Source organism: Brevibacterium mcbrellneri ATCC 49030 (genome assembly GCF_000178455.1).
GTDB classification, from domain to species: domain Bacteria; phylum Actinomycetota; class Actinomycetes; order Actinomycetales; family Brevibacteriaceae; genus Brevibacterium; species Brevibacterium mcbrellneri.
Genome location: NZ_ADNU01000022.1, coordinates 24,728 through 42,904, shown reverse-complemented (window position 1 = coordinate 42,904; position 18,177 = coordinate 24,728). Strand labels below are relative to the sequence as shown.

At 60.6% G+C, this 18,177-nt stretch carries 14 protein-coding genes, 1 pseudogene and 1 riboswitch; of the genes and pseudogenes, 8 read left to right on the top strand and 7 right to left on the bottom strand.

What is annotated here, in order from left to right; translation table 11 throughout:
- Nucleotides 1-8: 8 nt before the first annotated feature.
- The gene (locus tag HMPREF0183_RS03945) at nt 9-911 is read left to right on the top strand and encodes an inositol monophosphatase family protein (RefSeq protein WP_005883017.1); all 903 of its coding nucleotides are present in this window, start codon (nt 9-11) and stop codon (nt 909-911) included.
- Between the two features lie 18 nt (nt 912-929).
- Here the strand turns inward: HMPREF0183_RS03945 and HMPREF0183_RS03940 are convergent, their stop codons facing one another.
- The 4 genes from HMPREF0183_RS03940 to HMPREF0183_RS03925 form a co-directional block, all read right to left on the bottom strand.
- Nucleotides 930-1,682 carry an iron ABC transporter ATP-binding protein gene (locus HMPREF0183_RS03940; RefSeq protein ID WP_040347990.1) on the bottom strand — a complete coding sequence of 251 codons (753 nt, stop codon included), beginning with the start codon at nt 1,680-1,682 and terminating at the stop codon, nt 930-932.
- A 254-nt stretch (nt 1,683-1,936) separates the two neighbouring features.
- Nucleotides 1,937-2,971, bottom strand: coding sequence for an iron chelate uptake ABC transporter family permease subunit (locus tag HMPREF0183_RS03935; RefSeq protein ID WP_005883014.1), 1,035 nt, complete (start codon nt 2,969-2,971; stop codon nt 1,937-1,939).
- The gene (locus HMPREF0183_RS03930) at nt 2,968-4,077 is read right to left on the bottom strand and encodes an ABC transporter permease (RefSeq protein WP_005883011.1); all 1,110 of its coding nucleotides are present in this window, start codon (nt 4,075-4,077) and stop codon (nt 2,968-2,970) included. Before HMPREF0183_RS03930 ends, HMPREF0183_RS03935 begins: the two co-directional genes overlap by 4 nt.
- A gap of 25 nt (nt 4,078-4,102) precedes the next feature.
- Nucleotides 4,103-5,083, bottom strand: a complete 981-nt coding sequence (locus tag HMPREF0183_RS03925) for a siderophore ABC transporter substrate-binding protein (RefSeq protein WP_005883009.1) — start codon at nt 5,081-5,083, stop codon at nt 4,103-4,105.
- Between the two features lie 332 nt (nt 5,084-5,415).
- On the opposite strand from HMPREF0183_RS03925, the gene HMPREF0183_RS03920 reads away from it, so the two are divergent.
- From HMPREF0183_RS03920 to HMPREF0183_RS03895, 6 genes are all read left to right on the top strand, one after another.
- Entirely contained in the window at nt 5,416-7,074 is a 1,659-nt protein-coding gene (locus HMPREF0183_RS03920) for an amidohydrolase (protein WP_005883007.1), read from the top strand.
- A 133-nt stretch (nt 7,075-7,207) separates the two neighbouring features.
- Nucleotides 7,208-7,299: riboswitch (glycine riboswitch) on the top strand.
- Nucleotides 7,300-7,404: 105 nt separating this feature from the next.
- The gene (gcvP, locus tag HMPREF0183_RS03915; protein ID WP_005883005.1) at nt 7,405-10,377 is read left to right on the top strand and encodes an aminomethyl-transferring glycine dehydrogenase; all 2,973 of its coding nucleotides are present in this window, start codon (nt 7,405-7,407) and stop codon (nt 10,375-10,377) included.
- A 27-nt stretch (nt 10,378-10,404) separates the two neighbouring features.
- A complete protein-coding gene (gene gcvT, locus HMPREF0183_RS03910; protein WP_005883003.1) occupies nt 10,405-11,541 on the top strand; it encodes a glycine cleavage system aminomethyltransferase GcvT in 1,137 nt (378 codons plus the stop codon).
- A 99-nt stretch (nt 11,542-11,640) separates the two neighbouring features.
- On the top strand, nt 11,641-12,030 hold the full coding sequence (gene gcvH, locus HMPREF0183_RS03905; RefSeq protein ID WP_005883001.1) for a glycine cleavage system protein GcvH: 390 nt from the start codon (nt 11,641-11,643) through the stop codon (nt 12,028-12,030).
- A gap of 151 nt (nt 12,031-12,181) precedes the next feature.
- A complete protein-coding gene (locus tag HMPREF0183_RS03900) occupies nt 12,182-13,771 on the top strand; it encodes an L-serine ammonia-lyase (RefSeq protein WP_005882999.1) in 1,590 nt (529 codons plus the stop codon).
- Nucleotides 13,765-14,433, top strand: a complete 669-nt coding sequence (locus HMPREF0183_RS03895; protein WP_005882998.1) for a DNA-3-methyladenine glycosylase — start codon at nt 13,765-13,767, stop codon at nt 14,431-14,433. The genes HMPREF0183_RS03900 and HMPREF0183_RS03895 overlap by 7 nt, the downstream gene beginning before the upstream one ends.
- A gap of 3 nt (nt 14,434-14,436) precedes the next feature.
- Here HMPREF0183_RS03895 and HMPREF0183_RS03890 read toward each other — a convergent pair whose 3' ends face one another.
- A complete protein-coding gene (locus HMPREF0183_RS03890; protein WP_005882996.1) occupies nt 14,437-15,840 on the bottom strand; it encodes a short-chain fatty acid transporter in 1,404 nt (467 codons plus the stop codon).
- A gap of 519 nt (nt 15,841-16,359) precedes the next feature.
- On the opposite strand from HMPREF0183_RS03890, the pseudogene HMPREF0183_RS12775 reads away from it, so the two are divergent.
- A pseudogene (locus tag HMPREF0183_RS12775) lies at nt 16,360-16,539 on the top strand (L-serine ammonia-lyase, iron-sulfur-dependent, subunit alpha); the annotation flags it as partial.
- Here HMPREF0183_RS12775 and HMPREF0183_RS03880 read toward each other — a convergent pair.
- On the bottom strand, nt 16,520-17,191 hold the full coding sequence (locus HMPREF0183_RS03880) for a PIN domain-containing protein (RefSeq protein WP_211205313.1): 672 nt from the start codon (nt 17,189-17,191) through the stop codon (nt 16,520-16,522). The pseudogene HMPREF0183_RS12775 and the gene HMPREF0183_RS03880 sit on opposite strands and share 20 nt — an antisense overlap.
- Nucleotides 17,188-18,117 carry a LysR family transcriptional regulator gene (locus tag HMPREF0183_RS03875; RefSeq protein ID WP_005882990.1) on the bottom strand — a complete coding sequence of 310 codons (930 nt, stop codon included), beginning with the start codon at nt 18,115-18,117 and terminating at the stop codon, nt 17,188-17,190. The genes HMPREF0183_RS03880 and HMPREF0183_RS03875 overlap by 4 nt, the downstream gene beginning before the upstream one ends.
- Nucleotides 18,118-18,177: the final 60 nt, after the last annotated feature.

Genomic DNA, 18,177 nt, shown 5'->3' with positions numbered 1-18,177 from the left:
GAGCGCTCGTGCACGCCACCCCCAACCCCAACCCGTACGCCCCGCTCCTCATGATCGCCCGCAACGCGGCAGTCATGGCGTGGGAGCGGATGGCGCACTGGTCGGCCCAGCTTAGCGACGCAACCGTCGAAGCAAAAGACAACCCAAATAACCTGGTCACCGTGGCCGACGCTCAAATCGAAAGCATCGTCACCGGCTACCTCAACTACGTTCGCCCAGATGACACGGTCGTTGGCGAAGAAGAGGTGCAACCCACCCCGTTCGACCCGTCCGCACGGCCCGGCCTCCTCGACATACCCGACCACGCGCACATCCCGGCCTGCGAATGGCACATCGACCCCATCGACGGAACCGTGAACTTTGTCCGCGGCATCGAACACTACTGCTTCTCTGCAGGCGTGCGACTGGCCAGCCCTGACCACCCGGCCCAGGGCACGTGGCTCGCCGGCCTCGTCGCCGCGCCGGTCATGAACACCACCTGGTTTGCCACCTCGGGAGCGGGCGCGTGGATGACCGCCGGTCTGCCTGACATGGAACGGATTCTCACCCCCGCCGAGGTGGGAGCAGCCCGCCTGTCCGGCACCCCCGCGGGGAGGCGGGGCAGTGTGGTGGCCACCGGATTCGGTTACGGCAAGGAGAGGCGTGACCGGCAGTTCCGTGCGCTGATCGACATTATGGAACGGTTCGACGATGTTCGGCGCATGGGTTCAGCCGCGATTGACCTGTGCCAAGTAGCGCAAGGGCGCGTCAACGCGTACTACGAACGTGGCCTGGGCGTGTACGACTGGGCCGGGGGAGCGGTGATAGCCCGCGAAGCCGGTTGCCACGTCCACATACCCACGGAACGGGACATGCCAGTGGTGGCGGCTGACACCGCGGACCTTTTGGAGTTCCTCACCAGCACGGCGTAAGGCCGTTGCCAATTCACCTTAGTGGTACACCGCGATCTTGCCGCGCGGCCCGTCCAACACCTGGATGGGGGTGTTGAAAACGCCGGTGAGGATGTCGTCGCGCATGATCTGTTCCGGTGTCCCAAACTCCACCACTTGGCCGTCTTTCATGGCGCAAATGTGGTCCGCGTACGTGGCGGCGAAGTTGATGTCGTGCAGGACAATCACCACGGTGCGACCCAGCTCGTGCGCAGCCTGGCGCAAGTGCTTCATCATGGTCACCGAGTGCTGCATGTCCAGGTTGTTCAGCGGTTCGTCCAACAGGACGTAGTCGGTGTCCTGCGCCAACACCATGGCCACGTACGCGCGCTGGCGCTGACCACCGGACAGTTCGTCCAGGTAGCGACCTTCAAGTTCGGTGAGGCTCAAGAAGTCGATGGCGTCGCTGATGATCTTTTCATCGTGTTCGGTGAGGCGGCCCTTTGAGTGGGGGAAGCGCCCAAAGCCCACCAGCTGCCGCACGGTTAGGCGAGTGACGAAGTGGTTTTCCTGACGCAGGATCGACACCACCTTGGCCAGCTCTTTAGACGGAGTTGAGGTCACGTCGAAGCCACCCATAGAAATGGTGCCCGTGTCCATGCCCATGAGACGGCCCATCATGGTGAGTAGCGTGGACTTGCCGGCCCCGTTGGGTCCCACCAGCGCGGTCACACCGCACCCGGGGATCACCTGGGACACCGGGCCAATCGCCACCGAATCGGAATACCGGCGCGTGACATTCTCAATCCGAATCGCCAAACTGGGGTCCGGGCCGCCAAACTCACACGTGTCGCACCCGTCACCAGCGCACGCCCCAGGCTTGGCCAGGGACCCCGAGGACTCCCTGTGCTCCCTGGGCTGGAGTGACAGGATTGTGCGACCCTGCGGAGGTGTCACGGCCTCGCTCTCGTGCCCAGTCTCCCGCGCACCCGCACCGGGGCCGGCCTTCCCGGCCACCACCTCGGCATCAGTCGCAACCCCACCTCGGTTCGCCTGTTTGCTTAATGTCACAGTCGCCCCCTCTTGAGAATGTATGCCAGGAAGAACGTGCCTCCCACCAGCTCAATGATGATGCCCACGGATCCTTGGGCGTAGAAAATGTTTTTCAAAATAAAGTGCGCTCCTCCCAAAATCACAAAACCGGTGAGCCATGAAATTGGGAAGACTCGGTAGTGATCGTAGGTGTCAGCAAGTTGATACGAAATCATGGCCACCAGGAACCCAAAGAACGTCAGTGGCCCAACAAGTGCCGTGGTCATGGCCATGAGCACACTGACTAGGCCAAGCACCATGATCAAGTTGGTTTTGTAGTTCAACCCCAGGTTCACGGCAGTGTCGCGCCCCAGGGCAAGCAGGTTCAACCGCCCGCTCATCAGCACAAGCAGCGCCACTGCCACCACACATACGGGCAAGGCGACGGTCAGGTACTCAACGTGAGCAGACGCAATCGACCCCACCAAACGGGCCGTCAACACGTCGAACTCGCTGGGGGTGAGCAGCCTTTGCATGAACGTTGAGCCGGCCCCTAAGCCGCCCCCAATGACCAGCCCAATGAGCAGCGTTGTCTGGAGGTCACCTCGGCGGCCGGACAACAACCACGAATACAGCAACACGGCAAAAGCCACCATCACCGCGGCCTGCAGAACGAACTGCGGAGTGCCACGCAGAATCGACCCGCCAGCGATTCCAAACAGGAATACCGCACCGGTTTGGATGAGCGTGTACAAGGACTCGAACCCCATGATCGACGGGGTCAAAATACGGTTGCCGGTCACGGTCTGAAACGCCACGGTGGCCGTCGAGTGGCACAGCGCCACCAACGCGATCACCAGCAGGTTTTGGACGCGCAACTGCGCGATCAGCCGGAACCCTTCCGATCCAAACGGCATGGGGTTGTCCCATGACAGCGTGCCAAATGCGATCCCTGTGGCCAGCGCAATCAAGACCCCAACGATGAGGGCGTACCGGCGCCGTGCCCGCGGGGTGGGAAGTGGGTGGGTGGAACGCGCCGAGGTGGTAGCCGCCTGCGTAGTTGCGCTCATTGTCCGCGCCTCCTTTGGAGGAGAAGGGCCACGAACACGATCGACCCGATGACGCCCAGAATGAGCGAAACGGGAACTTCGAACGGTGCGATAATGGTGCGTCCTACCAGGTCACATATGGTGACCAAGCTGATTCCTGCCAGGCACACCCACGGAAGGTTGGAACGCAGGTCATCACCACGGAACATTGACACAACATTGGGGACTACCAGCCCCAGGAACGGAAGGTTCCCCACGACCACGGTCACCAGTCCCGAGGCGAGCGCAACTAACCCGGTTCCTAACAGGATGATGCGGTTGTAGTTCAGTCCCACGTTGGTGGCGATGTCTTTGCCCAAGCCGGCAACGGTGAAGCGGTCGGCTGCAATGAAAATAGCGATGACCACGACAACCACGATCCACAGCGGTTCGTACTGTCCGCGTAAGACCGAGGTGAACGACCCCGCGAACCAAATCCCTAAGCTTTGGAGCAAGTTGGTTTGGAGCGCGATGAAGTTTGAAAGCGCACCCACCACTGCACCCAGCATGAGCCCCACGATGGGCACAATGACTGAACTGCGCAACTGGATACGGCTTAAGAATGCGAAGAAGATCAGCGTTCCCACAAAAGCAAATACCACCGCTACCACCATGCGCGTGAGAACACTGGCGTCCGGGGCTACCACCATGGTGAGCAGTAGCCCCAGGCCGGCCCATTCGGTAGTTCCGGTGGTGGTGGGTTCCACGAATCGGTTCTGAGTGAGCATCTGCATGACCAGTCCGCACATGGCCATCGCCGCCCCAGCTAACACCAGGGCGATCGTGCGGGGGATGCGGGTGATCTGGAAGATCGCTGCACCGTCTTCACCGGAAAAAATGTCATATTCGCCCACAAACAGGCTCACCGTCACCAAGCCGGCGGTGACAATGACACCAATGATGAGCGGCCAGGTGAAGAGCCGCCCCGCTGGGGCGCGGGTGCCCTCAGCTGCGCGACTCCCCTCGTCAGCTCGGGTGCCTGCACCACCTCGGGCTGCACCACCTCGGGCGTCTTCAGAAACGCGACTACCCGCGGGAGGAGTCGTGCTCCTTTCCGCGGGCGTCGCTGAACTGTTATGAGACTTCACGTAAAGTCTCCGCAGTCTGTGTGCATTACTTCTTTTCCAAAGCGTCTGCCAGTGAGTTGAAGAACTCGGTGTAGGTCTGCAAGCCTTCGTTGAGATAGGTGTCCTGCGGCATGTACACAATGCGCTGGTTCTTCACCGCATTCACGTTCTTCAACGCCTCCGACTGTGCGATCAGTTCATTTGCAGGCGTGTACTTCTCGCCGTTGTTCGCGCTCACCGAGGCGTCGCGGTCCATAACCAGAATCCAGTCTGGGTTGGACTTAGCGATCGCTTCAACCGAAATGTCATCACCCTGGTGGTCACTCGACGAGTCTTTCACTTCCAGGGACGGAGTCAGGCCCAGCATGTCATAAACCGGTCCCAGTGTGCGACCTTCGTGCGGAGCCGCGAAGTTGATGTTGCCACCAGAAGTGATGACAGACATAACCTTCTCGTCCTTGTTGTATGCGTCTTTCACGCGCTTCACGGACGCATCGAAGTCGTCATTGAGCTTCTTGGCTTCGTCCTGCTTACCAAAGATCTCACCCAAAGTGGTGGTCTGGCGCTTGAGCTCTTCGCCCAGGTCCTCGCCTTCGCGGGGCTCAAGGTTCACAATTGGGGCGTCGCCCGAGTACTTCTTGATCTCTTCACCGTGGTCACGGAAACGCTGTCCAGTAATCACCAGATCAGGCTTAGCAGCCACGATCACTTCGAAGTCGGGTTCACGGTGGTTTCCCACATCCTGAATGGAGTCGTCTTTTTTCTGTGGGTTGTCCGCCGGCATGAGCTTCTTTGCGGCAGCGACAGGCTTGATTCCCCAGCTTTCGAGCGTTTCAAATGAGCGGTTATCCAAAGTAACCACGCGCTGAGGGTCTTTGGGGACCTCAACAGTTCCTGAATTGTCCTCAATTGAGATGGTGTCCCCGGATTTGTTTTCGTCGCCCGAGGTGCCCGAGCTACACGCGCTCATCGTGAGGGTGAGCGCCATGGCAGTCGCGAGTGCCGCTGTGAGCCGGCGAAGTTTCATATCGTCTCCTGAGTTTCTGTCCTATAAGTAAGGTTAGGTTATCCAAACATCAGTGAATATGGAAATCCTTTTGTGGGCTAATTCGCGTTTTGGGTTGTGTGATGTGGTGGCTTCGGGGCATTTGGATACAGTCCAGCCTGGTTTTGCGCGTCGACTGTAGCGAAAAGTGTCCAAAACAGTGGTGTAGGTCACAAAATGGGGTGAAATGACGTCATTTGGATACAGTCCGATTTCTGGACTGTATCCAAACGGCTTTCCGGACCAAGCAAGCAGCCAGACCAACTAGTAGACCGCCCGGCCAGCAAAGCACACGGGAGTCCTACACTGGCTCCATGCCTCAACTTTTTGTCAACGCGAACATCCACACGTTCGACCCCGCCAACCCGCACGCCACCGCCATCCTCACCGACGGCGAAACCATCACAGCGGTGGGTGACGCGGAGGAGCTGCGGGCGAACACCTCGGGCGTGGAAACCGTTGACTTAGGTGCCGCCACCGTCATTCCCGGGTTCGTGGACGCCCACCTGCACGCGCTCGCCCACGCGGAATCCCTGGCGGAACTCAACATTTCTAAAACCACCTCCCTGCCCGAGGCGGTCGAAGCTATCCGCGCATTCGCCGCGATCCTGCCGGAAGGTCAGTGGGTGACCGGCGGACGTTGGGATTACAGCAAGTGGGGTCTGCGCCACCAACCCGATAGGTCGCTTTTGGATGTGGCGTTGCCGGATCGGCCCGTGGCGCTGTGGTCGATCGACTTCCACACGCTGTGGTGCAACGGCGCGGCCCTGCGTGCCGCCGGAATCGACCGCAACACCCCGGACCCCCGAGGTGGAAAAATCGTGCGCGATGCCCACGGCGAGCCCACCGGGATTCTGCGCGAGGATGCGGCAACCCTGGTGGAGCGCGTTATTCCTCACCTGCCAGAAGAGACCCTGGGTGAGCTCATGCGTCACGCACAAAAACAGTGGCTGCAAGAAGGTCTGACTGGGCTGCACGACATCGACGGTGAGTTCTCCAAGCGCGCGTGGAACCAGTTGCGCGCAAGCGGTGACCTGAACATGCGCGTTGTGAAGTACTTGCGACTGGACGAATACGACTGGGCCAAAGACACGAGGTGGACCACCGGATCAGGCGACGACTGGTACCGCCACGGCGGGCTCAAACTGTTTTCTGACGGGGCGCTGGGGTCACGCTCCAGCTACATGTCCTCGCCATACCCAGCCGAAGGTGAACTGTATGAGACCGGAAGTGAGGCCGAACAGAACTTCGGTATGCAGATCACCACGGAACAGGTGCTGGTTGAGCAAATGCGGGACGCGTATGCGCACGGGATTGTGCCAATAGTCCACGCGATTGGCGACCAGGCTAACCACCACGTCCTCAACGCATTCGAGCAGACTCAAGCTGACCGCCAAGCCGCTGAAGCGCGCCTGGGATATCCGTTGCGCGCCAGGATCGAACACGCCCAGTTCGTGCAACCACAAGACGTCGCCCGGTTTGCGCAGCTCGACGTCATTGCCTCCATGCAGCCACGCCACTGCATCTCTGACCTGCACCTGCTGAACGCGCTACGCCCGGACCCCAACCTGGCCGCATACGCCTGGACTGCACTCCTGGATGCAGGTGCGCACGTGGCGTTCGGTTCAGACGGGCCGGTGGAACCCACCACCCCATTCGCGGCGATCTACGCCGCGATGACACGTGCTGACATCGCCGGTGACCCCACCACGACATTCCAAGCTCAAAACCGCATGGATGCCTACCAAGCGATCAGGTGCCATGCAGCGGGACCGGCGTTCGCCTCGGGCATGGAAACCCGGGCCGGCGCACTCAAAGCCGGTATGAACGCAGACTTCATCGCCATCAACCACGACCCCTTAAGCGTGACCGAATTTGGCGACGACGACGCCCTCTTTGAACACGCTACCGCGATCCGCGACACCGTCGTCAACACCACCGTGGTGGGCGGGCGCATCAAGTTCCGGAGGTAAAGGGTGGAAGGCGCGGCCCGGAAAGGTTCCGTAGATAAAGCACTCAGAACTTGTTGAAGAACTCGATTAAGATAGACCGCAACTAAGATAAGTGAACAACTGACAACTCAATATCCCAATTCAATAGCCGTTTTAACGTGTTTGGGGAGAGGCGCACATGTTGCGTCGCCGAAGGTGCAATTCCCTCCCCCGGAAACTCTCAGGCCGACACACTCAAACACGAAGGCACTCTGAAGCCCGATCCACCACACACGTCATAGAAGCGCGTGTGCGGATCAGGTGACAGTGCGGGGAGGAAACCGATGTAATCGTTCCTACGTAAGGACTTATATGACCACCGGTTCCCACCAACCTGCAACATCGATGGCCGTCACTTCCGCCGTAACAGGCGACGCACCTCGGCCATTTTCTGACCGCCACATTGGCGCTCGCGCCCACGAAACCCAGCAGATGCTCGACGCGATTGGCGTGGACACGCTGGAAGATCTGGTTCGTCAGGCGTTGCCACAAAACGTTCAGTTCGAAGGCGAACTGGACCTGGAGCAGGGCCTGGATGAGCACATCGTCTTGGACCAGCTACGCGAAATCGCGGGCAAGAACCAGACGCGTGTGCAGATGATCGGACAGGGCTACTACGACACCATCACGCCTGCCGTGATTCGTCGTAACGTCGTCGAAAACCCAGCGTGGTACACCGCTTACACCCCGTACCAGGCTGAAATCTCGCAGGGTCGCCTGGAAGCGCTCATGAACTTCCAGCAAGTCGTCATCGACATGACCGGCCTGCCCATCGCCAACGCTTCGCTTTTGGATGAAGCCACCGCAACCGCAGAAGCTGTTCTGCTCATGCGCCGCGCCAACAAGAAGGGATCCACGGTCGTTCTGGACTCCGAGCTGCACCCGCAGGTCATCTCGGTTGTCCGCACTCGCGCGCACGCCATGGACTTCCAGGTGCAGGTCGCTGACCTGTCCCAGGGCCTTGTGGGCGACGACGTGTTTGGAATCGTGTGCGCCCAGGCGGGTACCTCCGGTGAAATCCGCAACCTTGACGACGCTGTGCGCGGCGCCAAGGAACGCAACGCGCTGGTGGTATTCGCGACCGACCTGCTGGCCCTCACCCTCATGAAGTCCCCTGGCGAACAGGGCGCCGACATCGCCGTGGGCTCCTCCCAGCGTCTGGGTGTCCCACTGTTCTTCGGTGGTCCGCACGCCGGTTTTATCTCCGTGACCAGCAAGCTGCGCCGCCAGCTACCCGGCCGTCTGGTTGGTGTGTCAACCGACCCTGAAGGCAAGGCCGCTTACCGCCTCGCTTTGCAGACGCGCGAACAGCACATCCGCCGCGAAAAGGCCACCTCAAACATCACCACTGCACAGGCTCTGCTCGCTGACATGGCCGGGTTTTACGCGGTTTACCACGGACCGGCGGGGCTGACGCGCATTGCCAGCCGCATCCACCGTTTGGCGCACGCGTTCGCTCAGTGCGCGGCAAGTATCTCCGGCGCCGAGGTGGTAACAGAAACGTTCTTCGACACCGTGACGCTCAAGGTTGCTGACGCCGCGGCCGCTGTCGCAGCCGCGGATGAAGCAGGCATCAACATTCGTCACATCGATGACGCGCACGTGGGTGTGTCCTTTGGCGAATCACACGATGTGGCCGTAGCAAACACCCTGCTTGAAGCACTGGGAGCCAGCGAAACCATTGACGCTGACGAGTTTGAAAAGGCCGGTGAAGGAACCTTTGGACCGGGTCACGTGGCAGCGCCACAGTTGCCCGAGAACCTGGTACGCACCTCGGAGTTCCTCACCCACCCAACCTTCAACTCCTACGGTTCCGAATCCGACATGATGCGCTACATGCGCGAACTCGCCGACCGTGACTTGGCACTGGACCGCACCATGATCCCGTTGGGCTCGTGCACTATGAAGCTCAACGCGGCAGTTGAGATGGAAGCCATCACGTGGCCTGAGTTCGCGTCCATCCACCCGTTCGCACCTGCCCAGCAGACTCAAGGCTGGAACCAGTTGCTCACGGAACTGGAAGAGATGCTGGCCGAAATCACCGGGTACGACAAGGTATCCCTGCAGCCGAACGCGGGCTCACAGGGTGAGCTGGCTGGTCTGCTTGCGTTCAAGGCGTACCACGAAGCAAACGGGCAGTCGCAGCGTGACAAGATCCTCATCCCAGCCTCCGCCCACGGAACCAACGCGAGCTCCGGTGCGTTGGCAGGGTTCGACGTTGTCACGATCGCGTCAGCCGACGACGGTTCGATCGACGTGGACGACCTGGGTGCCAAGATCGCTGAACACGGTGATCGGGTAGCAGGAATCATGATTACTTACCCGTCCACGCACGGAGTATTCGAAGCCGACGTTCGCAAAGTGTGTGACATGGTGCACGAAGCCGGTGGCCAGGTCTACATCGACGGGGCGAACCTCAACGCCACGATCGGGTGGGCCAAACTGGGCCAGATCGGTGGAGACGCCTCGCACCTGAACCTGCACAAGACATTCGCCATCCCACACGGCGGTGGTGGACCCGGTGTTGGGCCTATTGCAGTAGGCGCTCACCTGGCTGAATACCTGCCAGGTAACCCACTGGACGAACAGTACGTGGACGGAAGCAACGCGGACGGACTGCCTGTCTCCGGTGCTTTCCAGGGATCAGCTGGTGTGACCCCAATTTCGTGGGCATACATCAAACTCATGGGTCAGCAGGGTCTGCGCGTAGCAACCGAGCACTCGCTGCTCACCGCTAACTACGTGTCCCGTGAACTCCAGGACTACTTCCCAACCCTGTACACCGGCACCACCGGGTACGTGGCACACGAATGCATCCTGGACTTGAAAGACATCACCGCACAGTACGGGGTGACCGCTGAAGACCTGTGTAAGCGCCTCATGGACTTTGGTTTCCACGCACCAACTTTGGCGTTTCCCGTTGCGGGCACCGTGATGTTCGAGCCAACCGAGTCTGAATCCAAGACCGAACTGGACCGCTTCATCGTCGCGATGAAGAAGATCCACCAAGAGATCACGGCAATTGGGACGGACTACAGCTACGAAGAGTCGCCACTGGCACACGCCCCACACACCGCAACCGTGGTACTGGGCGAAGAGTGGGACCGCAAGTACAGCCGCGAACAGGCCGTGTACCCAGTGTCCAGCCTCAAGCGCAACAAGTACTTCCCACCTGTGGGACGTATCAACAACGCGCTGGGTGACCGCAAGCTGGTGCCTTTCTGCCCACCACTGGAAGCGTTCGACGTCGACGCGAACTTCGACCTCGTAGCAATCTCGATCTAATCAACCTCACACTCAAAGGAGTCGACGATGACTAAACACACTCCGCTGTACGACATTCACGAACAGTTGGGCGCTTCGTTCACCGACTTTGGTGGCTGGGAAATGCCGCTGAAGTACCAGAACGAACTGGACGAACACCGCGCTGTGCGTGGCGCGGCCGGTCTGTTCGACCTCTCCCACATGGGCGAAGTGCGCGTGAAAGGTGCTCAAGCAGGCGACTACTTGGACTACGCAATGCTGTCCAAGTACTCGACCATGAAGGTGGGCAAGGCTAAGTACGGTCTGCTCATTGATGAAAACGGGCACTTGATTGACGACCTCATCACGTACCGCCTGGCAGACGACGAATACCTGATCGTGCCTAACGCCTCGAACACGCCTGCTGACGTGGAAGCGTTCACGAAACGGGTAGAAGCTTTCCTGGCTGCCAACCCCGGCGCAGATGTCACGGTAACCGACGAATCCGCTGACACCGCGCTGATTGCGGTCCAGGGTCCTGCGTCGGAAGACATTCTTCTGTCCACGCAGGACACTGAGGAAGGCCGCAACGCCATCAAGGAACTTGCCTACTACGCGTGGGCACCGCTGAAGGTGGGAGGCCTGGACATCCTGCTGGCTCGCACCGGGTACACAGGAGAAGACGGGTTCGAACTGTACCTGCCCAACGCAGGAGCCCAGGAACTGTGGAACGTGCTGACTAAGGCCGGTGCGGACTTTGACCTGAAACCAGCTGGTCTGGCTGCACGCGACTCCTTGCGGCTGGAAGCCGGAATGCCTCTGTTTGGTAACGAACTCACCAACGACATCACGCCTGTCGAAGCAGGAATGGGCGGCATGGTCGCAGGTGCGTTGAAGAATAAGACCGAATTTGTGGGACGCGAAGCACTCGAAAAACTGGACACGTCGAAGGTCGACCGCACCCTGGTGGGCCTCAGCTCGTCCGGCCGTCGCGCAGCCCGCAGCGGTGCCGAACTCAAAGCCGGCGAACAGACGGTAGGTGTTATCACCTCGGGACAGCCTTCCCCAACCCTGGGACACCCCATTGCCCTTGCATATGTGGACGTGGACCAGGCAGAAGCGGGAACCGAACTGGAAGCCGACATCCGTGGCAAGCGCTACCCGTTCACCGTGGTAGAAACACCGTTCTACCGTCGCGAATCCTGAGGTAAAAGTTCCAACTTTTTCCACTGAACTACCCATACATGAGGCACACTTGAAGTGACGCCCCCTTTGCCCGGCACGGGCACCACGAAAGGAACACACATGGTTAACCTTCCAAAAGAACTGTCCTACTCCGCAGACCACGAATGGGTCAACGCAGCTCCTGACGCAATCGCTGGAGCTACCGTGCGCGTTGGTATCACCGAAGTTGCATCGGACGCGCTTGGTGAAGTCGTGTTCGTCGACGCACCCCAGGTGGGTGACACCATCACCGCTGGTGAAGCATGTGGTGAAATCGAATCCACCAAGTCGGTGTCCGACCTCATCTCACCAGTCTCTGGTGAAGTTGTCGCCGTCAACGAAGCACTCGAAGACAACCCCACCCTGGTGAACGACGACACCTACGGGGAAGGCTGGATCTTCGAGGTCGCCGCAACTGAAGCCGGCGAACTCATGGACGCAGACGCATACGCAGAACAGAACAAGATCTAAAAAGTTCACAGGGGGTGCGAGACTCTCGTGGAGAGTCCCGTGCCCCCTTTTTGGTGCTTGTTTTGAGAGCCTGGATTTGGATTCGCAGGCACAAGGACGTGCCAACACAGCAGCGGGAAGCTGCAATCGACGTGGAGCAGGGAGGACAGCGATGCCAGTAAGTGTGTTTGAACTTTTCTCAATTGGAGTAGGGCCATCGTCGTCACACACGGTAGGGCCCATGCGCGCGGCCGCCAGTTTCGTTGAGCTGGTAGGGGACCGGGTAAGTGAACTCGATTCTTTGCGCGTGGATGTGTTTGGGTCATTGGCTGCAACGGGGCGCGGCCACGGAACATTCGACGCGATCTTGCTGGGGCTCGAAGGGTGTAAACCTGAAGAGATCGAAGCCAACGACATGGACCAGCGCAAAGCACGCATGGCCCAGACGGGTGCTATCCGTTTTGGCGACGTGCGTGACATCAAGCTCACAGAAGAAGACATGGTGAAACGTCCACTCACCGTGCTTGAACGCCACACCAACGCCATGACGCTCACCGCGTACAACGCCGCGGGGGAAGAACTAGCGAAAGAAACGTACTACTCCGTTGGTGGCGGGTTCGTGGTCGCAGAGTCGGTTGAAAACGAACCTATCGGTGGTGAACTCCACACCCCGGACGTCATCCACGAAACCCACGACCACCTCGCCGGAACCACCGTCCTGGGTGAAGACCTTTCAGAGCTCACGGAGGTAGGGGAGGCTCAGGAGGCCGAGGCGGCAGCGGGCGGCGCTGCGGCAACGGGCGTCGCGGGCACCTCGGCCTCCGAACCCACCACCGCGGAAACTGGGGGAGCGGGGTCAGAGGGAACGACCTCGGGGCCGGTGTACGAATACTCTTCCGCAGCTGACCTTTTGCGCATTGCCAAGGAAAATGACCTGGCGTTGTGGGAGATCGTAATGGCCAACGAACTTCAGGAGCGCACGGAGGAGGAGATCCGCGAAGGGCTGCTGCACATTTACTCCGTGATGGACGAATGTGCGATGTCGTCGCTGGACCGTACCGGGTACCTGCCGGGCGGGCTGAAGGTGAAGCGGCGCGCCCACGACTGGTTCTTACGGCTGAAGGCCGAAGACCCCCACAACGACCCCAAGTTCTACCAGGAGTGGGTCAACCTGATCGCGCTGGCGGTGAACGAGGAGAATGCGTCCGGCGGGCGGGTCGTGACCGCGCCTACCAATGGAGCGGCGGGCATCATTCCTGCCGTGATGTACTACGCACTGCACTTTGTGGACCGGGTCGTGGACGCCGGGCCGCAGGGGCGCGCGGACGCGATCGTGGAGTTCCTGCTGACCGCGGCCGCGATTGGCGGGTTGTACAAGGAGAAGGCTTCGATTTCCGGCGCCGAGGTGGGTTGCCAGGGTGAGGTTGGCTCTGCTTCGTCGATGGCGGCTGGGGCGTTGGCACAGGTCATGGGTGGCACCCCTGAGCAGGTGGAAAACGCGGCCGAGATCGCCATGGAGCACAACCTGGGGCTCACATGCGACCCGATCGCCGGGCTGGTGCAGGTGCCGTGCATTGAGCGCAACGCAATTGCTGCGGGCAAGGCGATTAACGCGGCCAAGATGGCGATGTGGGGCGACGGGACGCACCGGGTTAGCCTCGACGAAGTGATCGAAACCATGCGTTCCACCGGTGAAGACATGAGCCACAAGTACAAAGAAACCGCGATGGGTGGTCTGGCGGTCAACGTCGTCGAATGCTGATGGACGGGTCTGGCGGTACTGCGGGGAGCGGGCCGGACGGTCGTGGCGCCGGGAGCGGGCTGGTGGGAGGGTGCGATTGGCTCAGCCCCGAGGCGCGGACCAGTGCGCGTGTGTTGCTCGGGTGCTTTTTGGCCACCCCAGATGTGACGGTTCGGATCACCGAAGTCGAAGCGTACGCGGGCACCGACGATCCCGCGTCTCACGCGTACAAGGGCCCGACTGCGCGTAACGCTGTCATGTTTGGGCCTGCTGGGCACCTGTACACGTACACCATGCATGGGCACACGTGTTGCAATGTGGTGTGTTCCCCAGCGGGTGTGGCTCAGGCGGTGTTGATCCGGGCCGGTGAGGTGGTTGACGGGGCCGAGGTGGCGTACAGTCGGCGTCGGCCTGGAGTCAGTGCCGCGCACCTTGCGCGGGGGCCGGGGAACCTGACCCGTGCGCTGGGCGTGACCATGCATCACTCCGGGGTTGATCTGTGTGATCGTGGCTCTGAGGTGCGGCTTCTGCGTGGCGAGTTGCGCGCAGGTGAGTCCGTGGCCGTGGGGCCGCGTGTGGGAGTGAGCAAAGCCGCCGATGACCCCATGCGTTTCTGGATTCAGGGCGATCCAACGGTTTCGGCGTACAGGCGCTCGCCCCGGGCGCCTAAGGTAATGACCTAGCCGCTACGCCACCGCCCCGGCGATTAGGATCCCTCCGCCGAACGTGAAGAACGTCAGGATCAGCACCATGATGGTGTAACCCATGATTTTGCGAACGTGGATTCCGGCCACGGCTAGCAGTGGTACCGCGAAGAACGGCTGTGCCATGTTGGTCCACTGGTCACCGTAGGCAACACCCATGACGACGGTTGACGGGTTGACTCCCAGGTTCTTCGCCGCCTCGATGAAGATGGGCCCTTGGATTGCCCACTGCCCACCGCCGGATGGAACGAACATGTTAAGCACTCCAGCAGATAGGAATGCCCAGAAGCCCAGTGTGAGCGGGGTGGAGATTGCCGTGAACCAGTCAGAGATCACTGTGATGAACCCGGTGCCCACCATCATGCCCATGATCCCGGCGTAGAACGGGTACTGCACGATGAGCTGCCCCACGGAGCCCGAGGCGTTGGCCACCAGTTTGATGTACTCCAGGATCGACCGTGACATGAGTAACCCCAGACACAAGAACGACCAGTTCACAATGTCCAAGTTGAGCGCCAGGCCGTTCTGCACAAAGTAACTGATGAGATATACCAAGAGCGCCAAGCCGGGGATCAGAACAAGGATGCGAGTACCGTCCAGTCGTTGTGCAATGGTGGGTCCGGCCGAGGTGGTTTGGGTTTCGTCGCTTCCGGTTGCGTTGGCGCGGAGCTCAGACTCTAGCTTTTCCTGTTCGTTTTGGTAATCGGCGATCGCTTCGTCGTTGATTTCGATGAGTTCTTCACGCTTGTCTTTAGGGTGCATGAGTGGCAGGAGGACAACGATTGCTGCCAGGGTAACGGCTGCAGTGATGACGTTCCAGGGCGCGAAAATTGTTTCAGATACGGGAATCAGTCCACCAATCGCTTCCTGCATTTTGTTGCCTTCAGTTGCAACGAACAGGGGTGCTGAACCGGAGTAGCCCATGTGCCACACTACGAATCCGGCGTATGCACTGGCCACAAGTAGTGGGTAGTGCACGCGGATGCCTTTTTCGCGCATTTCAATGGCCACTTGGCGGGCCACTAGAGCTCCTGCAACCAGCCCAAATGCCCATGCGAAAAGCGAGCCGATACCAGCAGTAAGTACGACCAAGCTGTACGCTTGCCACTCTTTACGAGGCAGGCGACCAAGTGCGGAGAGGAACCGGCGCACCGGGCGAGTGTGAGCCAGTGCGTGCGCGCACAGAACTGTTAAGGAAATCTGTGCCATGAATGACAGAAGGTCGGCTAAGCCAGTTCCCCACGCGTCGATGATTTGCATGGGCCCGGAGTCAGTAAGACCCCAACAAGCGAAAAAGACCACGATGCTGAGTCCAATGGCAAAGACAAACGATTCGGGAAACAACTTTTCGACCATGATCACAAACGGTCGCGCTAACTTGTTCATGCTCCTCCTTGAGCGTGAGTCCAGGCACTTCGCCTTTGCTTTCTGCGAGTTTCATGTAGCTGTCAGCGCAGTGTCAAGAGTGTGTCAAATTGTGAGGCGGAACATACTTTGTTTGGGTCTGGCCTGGATTTTAAGTTTCGCATTGAGCAGGTGCGTGAAAGCGTTTACTCTACACACTACCTCGAGGAGTGTAGAGTAAACGCCCTTTTTGTTCGTTTTGTTCACGTTTTTGGGCCAAAATCGACCCGTTACTCTACACTGCAAGTTCAAAACAGCTCAGAAGTGTAGAGTAACTCGCCTCGAGCCCAGCCCCACCGCTACGCCACTGCCGCCGGGCCTCAAACGCGCACCCGATCCATAGGCGGGTTCGTGGTCGCAGAGTCGGACGAAAACGAACCCATCGGTGGTGAACTCCACACCCCGGACGTCATCCACGAAACCCACGACCACCTCGCCGGAACCACAGTCCTGGGTGAAGACCTCTCAGAGCTCACGGAGGTAGGGGAAACTCAAACTACCAACGCGATTGCCGCAGGCAAGGCGATTAACGCAGCCAAGATGGCGATGTGGGGCGACGGGACGCACCGCGTGAGCCTCGACGAAGTGATCGAAACCATGTGGTCCACCGGTGAAGACATGAGCCACAAGTACAAAGAAACCGCGATGGGAGGTCTGGCGGTCAACGTTGTCGAATGCTGAGGTTCTGGGACTGTGCCTTGAGTGAGCTCGCGAAGCGGCCTGCGCGGGCCCGGCGCAGCTGGTCGAAGATCGGTCGGCCCTCCGGCTCCAGGCTGATCTCTTCGCAGTACTCCCGGTAGATCCGCTCCCAGATGGTGACGAAGTCGCCGGCGGTGGGTAAGCCCGGACTGCGGGCGCCGACGACCTCGGTTGGAGGGCCAGTGCGGGCAACCAACTGCGACCAGAGTTCCAGGAGGCATGACTCCGCGTTGCTGATCCGGTATCCGCGCTCCTCATCGGTCATCTGACCGAATGCCTGAACATCATTAGTCACGAGCATGTCGAGCCCGAAACCGCGGCAGGCCGTGTCGAGGAAGGCATCGTCCGGGTCGCGGACGAAGGAACGGCGCTCGGCCTTCAGCGCTGAGGGCAGCTCGGCGGTGTCGAGCACAGTCGCTGTGGCTCGGCGGTGGCGCACGACTCCGGCGAGGACAGGCGGCGGGCGCCGACCGAGGACCCGCTTGACGACATAGCGGAGCTCATCGAGCGCCTCGGTCGTCGTGCACAGCTCGATGGCCGCGCCCTCCCGGCTTCCGGCGATCTCCCGCACGGTCAGCAGCGAGCACCACAGGGCGTCGGAGACGAGGACATTCGTGTCGATGAGCAGCCTCACCATGCCAGTGCCCCCGTCGACGGGTGAGTTCGGAACTGGTCAGCGGCATGCGCGAACGCCTCGCGCACCGCGACCAGGGCGGGGTGCCGGTCCCGGCCGGCTCGCACCTCGGTGTAGAGGTTGCGCGTAGGATTGCCCGGCAGGTCGAAGAGCGCGACCCCGGACAGGTATTCGGCGCCCAGGACGCCGGGGATGATCGAGACTGACTGCCCGGTGCGAGCCATCTGCACGAGGAGCAGCGGGTCGAGGGTCTCGCAGATGATCCGCGGGGCGATATTAGCGCGCCCGTGGAGCCGGGACACCCAGCGGCCCATGCGGGAGTCCTTGGGCTCGGCCGACCACGGAACCTCGTGGAACTCACTCAGGTGCTCAGGCTCCGGCAGCCCGTCGATGCTGGTGGGAGCGACGAGGCGCAGAGGATCGGAGTAGAGGTCCTCACGCTGCAGGCCTGCAGGCGAGGGCATGGGCTCGCCGGGGAATTCCTCGCCCAGCACTAGGTCGAAGGCGTGGGAGAGCAGCCCTTCCTGCGCTTCGTCGACCTCCCTCTGGATGAGCTGAACCTCGAGATCCGGGAAGCTGCTTGACAGATGGGTGAGCGCCTGTGGGGCGAGCGAGAGCAGCACCGAGCTGAAGGAGGCGACCCGCACGGAACCCTGGACCGGCCCCTGCAGGCTCGCGAGGTCCGATTCCGCTTCGTCGACGGCGGCGAAGATCGCGGCGCCGTGACGGGTCAGCGTGACCGCCGCGTCTGTGAGCCTGACGTTGCGGCCGACCCGCTCGAGCAGCCGAGTGCCCACTTCCCGTTCGAGTGCGTTGAGCTGCTGGGAGATGGCCGAAGGCGTGTAGCCGAGCTCTGCGGCGACCTCTGCCAGCGTGCCCTGCCGCTGGAGCTCCATGAGGATGCGGAGGCGGTGGAGGTTGATCATGGTCTCCCACGTTCGAATGCGGATCTGTGCGGCCGAGACAGGCGGTGCCGGCCGCACTCA

Coding starts and splice junctions, on each gene's coding strand:
- HMPREF0183_RS03925 (WP_005883009.1), bottom strand. CDS start 5,083: ATGAAACTTCGCCGGCTCACAGCGGCACTCGCGACTGCCATGGCGCTC.
- HMPREF0183_RS03890 (WP_005882996.1), bottom strand. CDS start 15,840: ATGAACAAGTTAGCGCGACCGTTTGTGATCATGGTCGAAAAGTTGTTT.
- gcvH (WP_005883001.1), top strand. CDS start 11,641: ATGGTTAACCTTCCAAAAGAACTGTCCTACTCCGCAGACCACGAATGG.
- HMPREF0183_RS03895 (WP_005882998.1), top strand. CDS start 13,765: ATGCTGATGGACGGGTCTGGCGGTACTGCGGGGAGCGGGCCGGACGGT.
- gcvT (WP_005883003.1), top strand. CDS start 10,405: ATGACTAAACACACTCCGCTGTACGACATTCACGAACAGTTGGGCGCT.
- HMPREF0183_RS03935 (WP_005883014.1), bottom strand. CDS start 2,971: ATGAGCGCAACTACGCAGGCGGCTACCACCTCGGCGCGTTCCACCCAC.
- HMPREF0183_RS03900 (WP_005882999.1), top strand. CDS start 12,182: ATGCCAGTAAGTGTGTTTGAACTTTTCTCAATTGGAGTAGGGCCATCG.
- HMPREF0183_RS03920 (WP_005883007.1), top strand. CDS start 5,416: ATGCCTCAACTTTTTGTCAACGCGAACATCCACACGTTCGACCCCGCC.
- gcvP (WP_005883005.1), top strand. CDS start 7,405: ATGACCACCGGTTCCCACCAACCTGCAACATCGATGGCCGTCACTTCC.
- HMPREF0183_RS03875 (WP_005882990.1), bottom strand. CDS start 18,117: ATGATCAACCTCCACCGCCTCCGCATCCTCATGGAGCTCCAGCGGCAG.